The organism is Pseudomonadota bacterium, assembly GCA_010028905.1.
Lineage (GTDB): Bacteria > Vulcanimicrobiota > Xenobia > RGZZ01 > RGZZ01 > RGZZ01.
The window spans coordinates 1-5,640 of record RGZZ01000336.1; the positions used below are offsets into that span (position 1 = coordinate 1).

Consider the following 5,640-nt stretch of genomic DNA (forward strand, 5'->3'; position numbering starts at 1 on the left):
ACTCCCGATGGCGCCCACGCCGAAACCAACACGTCAACGACCCGCTGGCCCGGCGATCTAGGGCGTCAGAGCCTCGCCTTCGTGCAGGCCCTGCTCAATGCCACACAGGCCAGCGCAGCCTTCACCTCAGACGATGTCCTCACCCCGAAAGAGGTGGGCGAGCTGGTGCGCGTGCGCGAGAAGGAAGTGCTGGCCGCCATCGAGCGGGGAGAGCTCAGAGCCACGCGCATCGGCGCGAAGCTTCGCATCACCCGTCAGAGCGTGGCCGCCTGGCTCAATTCCTAGAGGCCATCGTCACAGATGTGACGGCATCTCATCCAGCGCGAGAACGTCTTCGTACGTCTCGCGCCGGATGAGCAGGCGGGCCTCCCCTCCCGAGACCAGTACGACGGGGAGACGCGGAAGTCGGTTGTAGTTGCTCGCCATGGCGTAGTGATACGCCCCGGTCGAGAACACCGCGAGCAGGTCGCCGCGGCGCACCGGCGGCAGGGCGAGGTCCCACGCGATCATGTCGCCGGTCTCGCAGCACTTCCCGGCAATCGACACCTTCTGTGTAGGGCGCTCCGCCGCGCGGTTGGCCAGAATACCGTGATAGCGCGCCTGATAGAGCGCCACCCGCATGTTGTCGGTCATGCCGCCGTCGACCGAGGCGTAGATGCGCACACCCGGGATGTCCTTGACGGTGTCGATGGCGTAGACGGTGATGCCGGCCTCTCCCACGATGGAACGCCCGGGCTCCACCATCACCACGGGCAGCGGTCCTCCGAGACGAGGCCAGTGCTCGTGGAGCGCACACGCAAGAAGGCTGGCATACGCATCGACCGTGGGGGGCTGATCATGGGGCAGATACGCAATGCCCAGACCGCCTCCGAGATTGAGCTCCTCAGGCACCCAGCCGACAGAATCCTTCACCAGAACAAGGAAATCGACAAGCGCAGCGACCTCGGCCCCATACGATGCGATCTCGTGTATCTGCGAACCGATGTGGCAGTGTATGCCGCGCAGGCACAGCGAAGGCGCCGCCTGCACGCGCCGGACGGCGTCGAGCGCGAGGCCGTTGCCCACCGAGAAGCCGAACTTCGAATCGATCTGTCCCGTCTGGATGTAGGAATGGGTGCTCGGCTTGATCCCTGGGGTGACCCTGATCTGCACGTCCACGCGCACACCGGCTTCGGTGGCCAGTGCATCGAGGCGCTCGATCTCGTCGGTGCTGTCGATGACGAAGCGGGCGATGCGATGCGCGATGCCTGCGCGCAGCTCAGCCTCAGACTTGTTGTTGCCGTGGAACCATACGCGGTTCATCGGGAAACCTGCGGCGACGGCGGTGGCCAGCTCACCGCCGCTCACCACGTCGAGTGAGAGCCCCTCCGCGTCGATGATGCGGCACATGCCCTTGCAGAGGAAGGCCTTGCCCGCATAGAGCACGCGGACCGAAGGCAGGCGGCTCTCGAGAGCCTGTCGGTACTCCTGGCAACGTTGTCGCACGGCCTGCTCGTCGAGCAGCATGAGCGGCGTGCCGAACTGCTCGGCCAGGGAGACCACGTCACATCCCCCAAAGGTGAGGTGGCCGTGTGCATCGATGATGGGGGCTCTGACCATTCGGCTCTCCAACAGCGGAGCATTGGTGTCACGGCTCCGCGAACTCCTTCCCCGCCTCGCGCGGCAAATCCCGCCGGCGATGCGCAGTTGCCTCGTGTGCCAGGACCCCCCGGCATGCACCCCGAACGTAGACCCCATGCCCACATTCAAGCTGGTCCCCCTGCTCATGGAGCCGTGCCCGTCGTGCAAGACCGACATCCATGTTCCGTTTGCGGCCGGAAGACAGCAGGTCGCCTGCTCGAGCTGTTCGGCAACCCTGTCGTTCGAGCTGCCGGCCCGCGCAGTGGCCGATCTGCTCGATCGTGTGAAGCAGGTCGAGACCGCGCTCGACGACGCCATCAACCGACGCTGACGCGATTCAGGCGCACCTCGAGACCATGCTTCGGCTCCGCGCAGGTCAGGCCCGACGGCCCGCCGGAAAGGCGAACGGTCGCCCGCACTAGGGAGCGGCCCGCAACGTGCTTGCCAGATGCGCGGCCACGCGATCTTCGGGGACAGCGCTCACCACTGCGCCGAGAAGCGTGCGCGCTTCATCGTACCGCCCCAGCCAGTGGCAGACAACCGCCAGGTTGAATCGCGCCTCGAGCGACGTGGGCTGAGTCTCGAGCGCCCGTCGGAACTCGACCTCCGCCTGCGAGACGAGCTTGAATCCCGCGTACTGGAAGCACGTGAGCCCTGATTCCATGTGCGTGAAGTAGAGGCTTCCCGGGCCATCCTTCGGACGCATCCCGAAGAGACGCCCCAACAGGCCTGGTGGCTTCGATGCCTCGCCCATGACCAGCCCCTTCGGCACCCGCAGCCGCATCCAGGGGGCGTCGTGTGCTTTGCGGCGAGCGGCATCGGTCACCGAATCGTGCGCGGCTGAGACCTCACGCAGCCGAGCCGCGGCCGCCTCCGCGTCATCGGGGTTGCGATCCGGGTGATGCTGGCGGGCCAGCTCACGATAGGCGCTCTTCAGATCCTCCGCCGAGACCGTGGGGAGGACGCCGAGCACGAGATAGGCATTGCGCGGAACGACTTCTCGACTCACGACGGGCTCTCTTCTGAATAGGGTTGAACAGGGGCAGGTTCCCCCCCTGAGACGTTCGCGCTGACCACCTCTCGCCCCTCGGCAGCGCTTCCGAGAGCGCTCTGCGGAGCAAGGAAGCGCTTGTGCACGTACTGGAAGAGAACCTTGCCTGCCGCCGCCATCGGCACCCCCAGAATCATCCCCCAGAACCCCATCAGCTCAGCCCCCGCAAAGGCGGAGAACATCACGAAGAGCGGGGAGACCCCCATCGCCTGGCTCATGACCCGGGGGCCTACCACGCGATCGACCGTCACGACAGCGCCCGCGAGGATCCCCGCAACTGTGAGCGCGTAGACCACGCTGCTCCCCTCCTGGAGGTAGGCCGTGAGCCCTCCCAGTGCGGCAAGCAGCAGGAGCCCGAGAATGGGAATGGGGTAGAGAACGAGGGTCGCGGTGGCAAGGATGAGCGCGTACTGACACGGCATCATCGCCGGAACCCCGAGCCACGAAAGAAGAGCCAGCCCGTTGAGCAGCACATAAACGAGCAGCCCCGCGAACACCGAGAGAATCCCCATGCCCTTGATGAAGCCGCCGAAGACGAGATTGACCTCGACCAGCAGCTGGCGAACCTCGTCGCGATAGCTCTCAGGAACCACGTCGAACAGCTTGCGTCGGGTCTCCGGCAGCGTGAGGAGCATGAGGTTCGAGATGATCAGCGCAACCAGGCCGAAGAGCGTCCAGGTGACGGTGCTCAGGAGGCCGTTGGCCACATATCCCACAAGATTTCCAACGAACTCGGCGAAGCGATTGAGGGCCTGGGTGACGAGCGCCTGCATCTGCTCGCGCACGGCCGCGGGCACGCGAACCTTCTCGAAGCGCCCTTGCCAGTAGGCCGCCGCGCCCTGCAACCGCTCGACCTGATGCGGCAGGTTCTGGGTCACGGTCTCGAACTGCACGGTGACCGCCGGGACGGTGAGCCAGAGCGCGCACCCGAGAAGAATCGGGAGGAAGCTGTACACGAGGAGCACCGATACCGGCCACGACAGCGTTCTGCCGACGAGCACCGCCGAGTTGACGAAGAGCCAGCTGACCACGGGGTAGAGCAGATACGAGATGATCGCGGCCAGGGTGAACGTCGCGATGGTGTAGTGGATCTGCGAGACAACCCACAGCCCCGCCACGGCGATGACGAGCCAGGCGAGTGCCCTCAACCACGCCACGAGATGCGATGCGTTCATCTGTTGCATTCCACGCCGCCTGCGCGCTCTCTGCCGGGGGAAGAGAGCGCGGCAATGTGCTGGAGGTTCGGCCGCCCCCATCTTCAGCGGTCGCGGGATGCCCACGAACCCAGGGGACAGTGGATCGGCCGCACTTCCAGCGCCTGCATGCTGGTCGGCGCGACCTTTTCGGCCGCGCCTCTGGGAGACAGGTTCGGTCCGCTCTCGCGGCTTCTCCTCCCACCCGGTCTTGCGCCCGCACAAGACCGTGGTCCGTTCCGATGCAAACATTGAAAGATTGAACGTTTTTTCATATGATTGACGATCAGGGGCGTCTGCGAACCTGAAGGGTAACCTTCGAAGACATGCCCCGCAGACATGACGCCGCCTGAGCGGCGTGCGCCGCTTCAGCGCGGCGCGGTTCGAGAGAGAGGAGGACGGAACGATGACTGTTGAGGACATCCTCCGGACCCTGCTGTCAAAGCCCGATGCCAACGCCCGTAGGCGCTACCTGGGGTCGCTCGACGAAGACCTGCGCGATCGCGCCGCGAGCCAGCTCTTCTGCCACATCGATCTGCACATCGCGGAAGGCCATCGCACGGCCGCCGACACGGTTCTTCAAGCCGCGGAAGACGTGAGCGCGGTGTTCGAGAGCGAGCTCTTCCCCTACCTGTGCTGCCGGCGCCGCGCAAACCTCTGTCGCAAGTGGGGAGACACCGTTGGCGCCATCGAGGCCTATCGGCGGGCCTGGCGCATCCTCGAAGAATCCGATCTCCACGCCGCGCAGGTCGAGGTCCTCATGGAGCTCGGCATCCTGTACGACATCACCGGCGATCACCGCCATGCGCTCACCCAGTTCCGCAAGGCGGCGGAGATCTGCCGCCGTGAGCGCCTCGAGTTCAACTGGGCCGCCGCACTGTTCAACATGGCCTCGATCTACCTCGAGATGGGAGAGCAGGAGCGCTTCGAGCGAAACGCCCGCAAGGTCGAGCGGCTCGACAAGACCTTTGACTTCCCTTCACATCGCGCCCGACTCGAACTGCTCAGGGCGAACAGCGAAGATCGCAACGGCAACGCAGACAAGAGCGTCGAGCACTATCGACGCGCCCTCGACGCCTATCGTCAGGTGCACGACCGCCTCAAGGCGAGCGAGATCCTGGCCCACCTGGGCGAGGTCGCCCGCCTCTGCGGGCAAGATGACATGACCGGGCCGCTCCTCGGAGAGGCGCTTGCAGAGAGGCGCGCCCTTGACGCGCGGGAAGCAGAAGGTCGCTTCTACTACTACCGTGGCGTGACCGCATGGCAGGCGGGCCTGCCCGAAGAGGCCGCCACCCACTACCAGCGTGCACTCGAGCGATTCAACGGCCTCAGCACCGATGCCGAGCTCGAGACGCGGTACCGCCTCTACCAGTGCCTGCGCGCGCTGGGTCAGACCCAGGAATCACTGCCGGCCTACCTCGAGGGGAAGGCCGCGGCGGAAGACACCGAAGCCGAGCTGTGGCCGCAAGACCCCCACATCGGACGGCCGCATCCCCCGCTCAAGTACGCCTGTGACGCAAACGGGCGTCCAGAGGCCTATCGCACAGCCCGCAGCGATGGCGCCGCCCTGGCCGACTTCCACCGTCGCCGCAAGGCGCGCGGCTATCACGTCGATCGCGCCCACATCGCAAACCTGCTGAATGCCCTTGCGGCCTGGATGAAGCACGAGGGGCGCAAAGACGTGGCTCGCGTGCTCCGACGCGAAGCGAAGGCCGTGGAAGCCTGGCTTCGAAGGGTGTCACCCAGCGCGGGACGCCGCGCCAGCGGCCTGAACAA

The 5,640-nt window shown here is 65.7% G+C and carries 6 protein-coding genes; 3 read left to right on the forward strand and 3 right to left on the reverse strand.

The annotated features are described in order from the left end of the window. Positions 1-285: DNA-binding protein (locus EB084_18380; GenBank protein NDD30228.1), on the forward strand; the 285-nt coding region annotated here is incomplete at its 5' end. 9 nt (positions 286-294) lie between these two features. Here the strand turns inward: EB084_18380 and lysA are convergent. Next, positions 295-1,599 (reverse strand): diaminopimelate decarboxylase, encoded by a 1,305-nt coding sequence (lysA, locus tag EB084_18385; GenBank protein NDD30229.1) that lies wholly within the window; start codon positions 1,597-1,599, stop codon positions 295-297. Between the two features lie 136 nt (positions 1,600-1,735). On the opposite strand from lysA, the gene EB084_18390 reads away from it, so the two are divergent. Beyond that, complete coding sequence (locus EB084_18390; GenBank protein ID NDD30230.1) at positions 1,736-1,951, forward strand: hypothetical protein; 216 nt, start codon at positions 1,736-1,738, stop codon at positions 1,949-1,951. 87 nt (positions 1,952-2,038) lie between these two features. Here the strand turns inward: EB084_18390 and EB084_18395 are convergent, their stop codons facing one another. After that, the gene (locus EB084_18395) at positions 2,039-2,629 is read right to left on the reverse strand and encodes a hypothetical protein (GenBank protein NDD30231.1); all 591 of its coding nucleotides are present in this window, start codon (positions 2,627-2,629) and stop codon (positions 2,039-2,041) included. After that, a complete protein-coding gene (locus EB084_18400) occupies positions 2,626-4,287 on the reverse strand; it encodes an AI-2E family transporter (GenBank protein ID NDD30232.1) in 1,662 nt (553 codons plus the stop codon). The genes EB084_18395 and EB084_18400 overlap by 4 nt, the downstream gene beginning before the upstream one ends. On the opposite strand from EB084_18400, the gene EB084_18405 reads away from it, so the two are divergent. Further along, positions 4,271-5,640, forward strand: a 1,370-nt coding sequence (locus EB084_18405; protein ID NDD30233.1) for a hypothetical protein, incomplete at its 3' end; no start/stop codon positions are given. The two genes, EB084_18400 and EB084_18405, sit on opposite strands and share 17 nt — an antisense overlap.

Bases quoted from the DNA above. Each gene is read 5' to 3' on its own strand.
- lysA (NDD30229.1), bottom strand. From the start codon at position 1,599: ATGGTCAGAGCCCCCATCATCGATGCACACGGCCACCTCACCTTTGGG.
- EB084_18390 (NDD30230.1), top strand. From the start codon at position 1,736: ATGCCCACATTCAAGCTGGTCCCCCTGCTCATGGAGCCGTGCCCGTCG.
- EB084_18400 (NDD30232.1), bottom strand. From the start codon at position 4,287: ATGTCCTCAACAGTCATCGTTCCGTCCTCCTCTCTCTCGAACCGCGCC.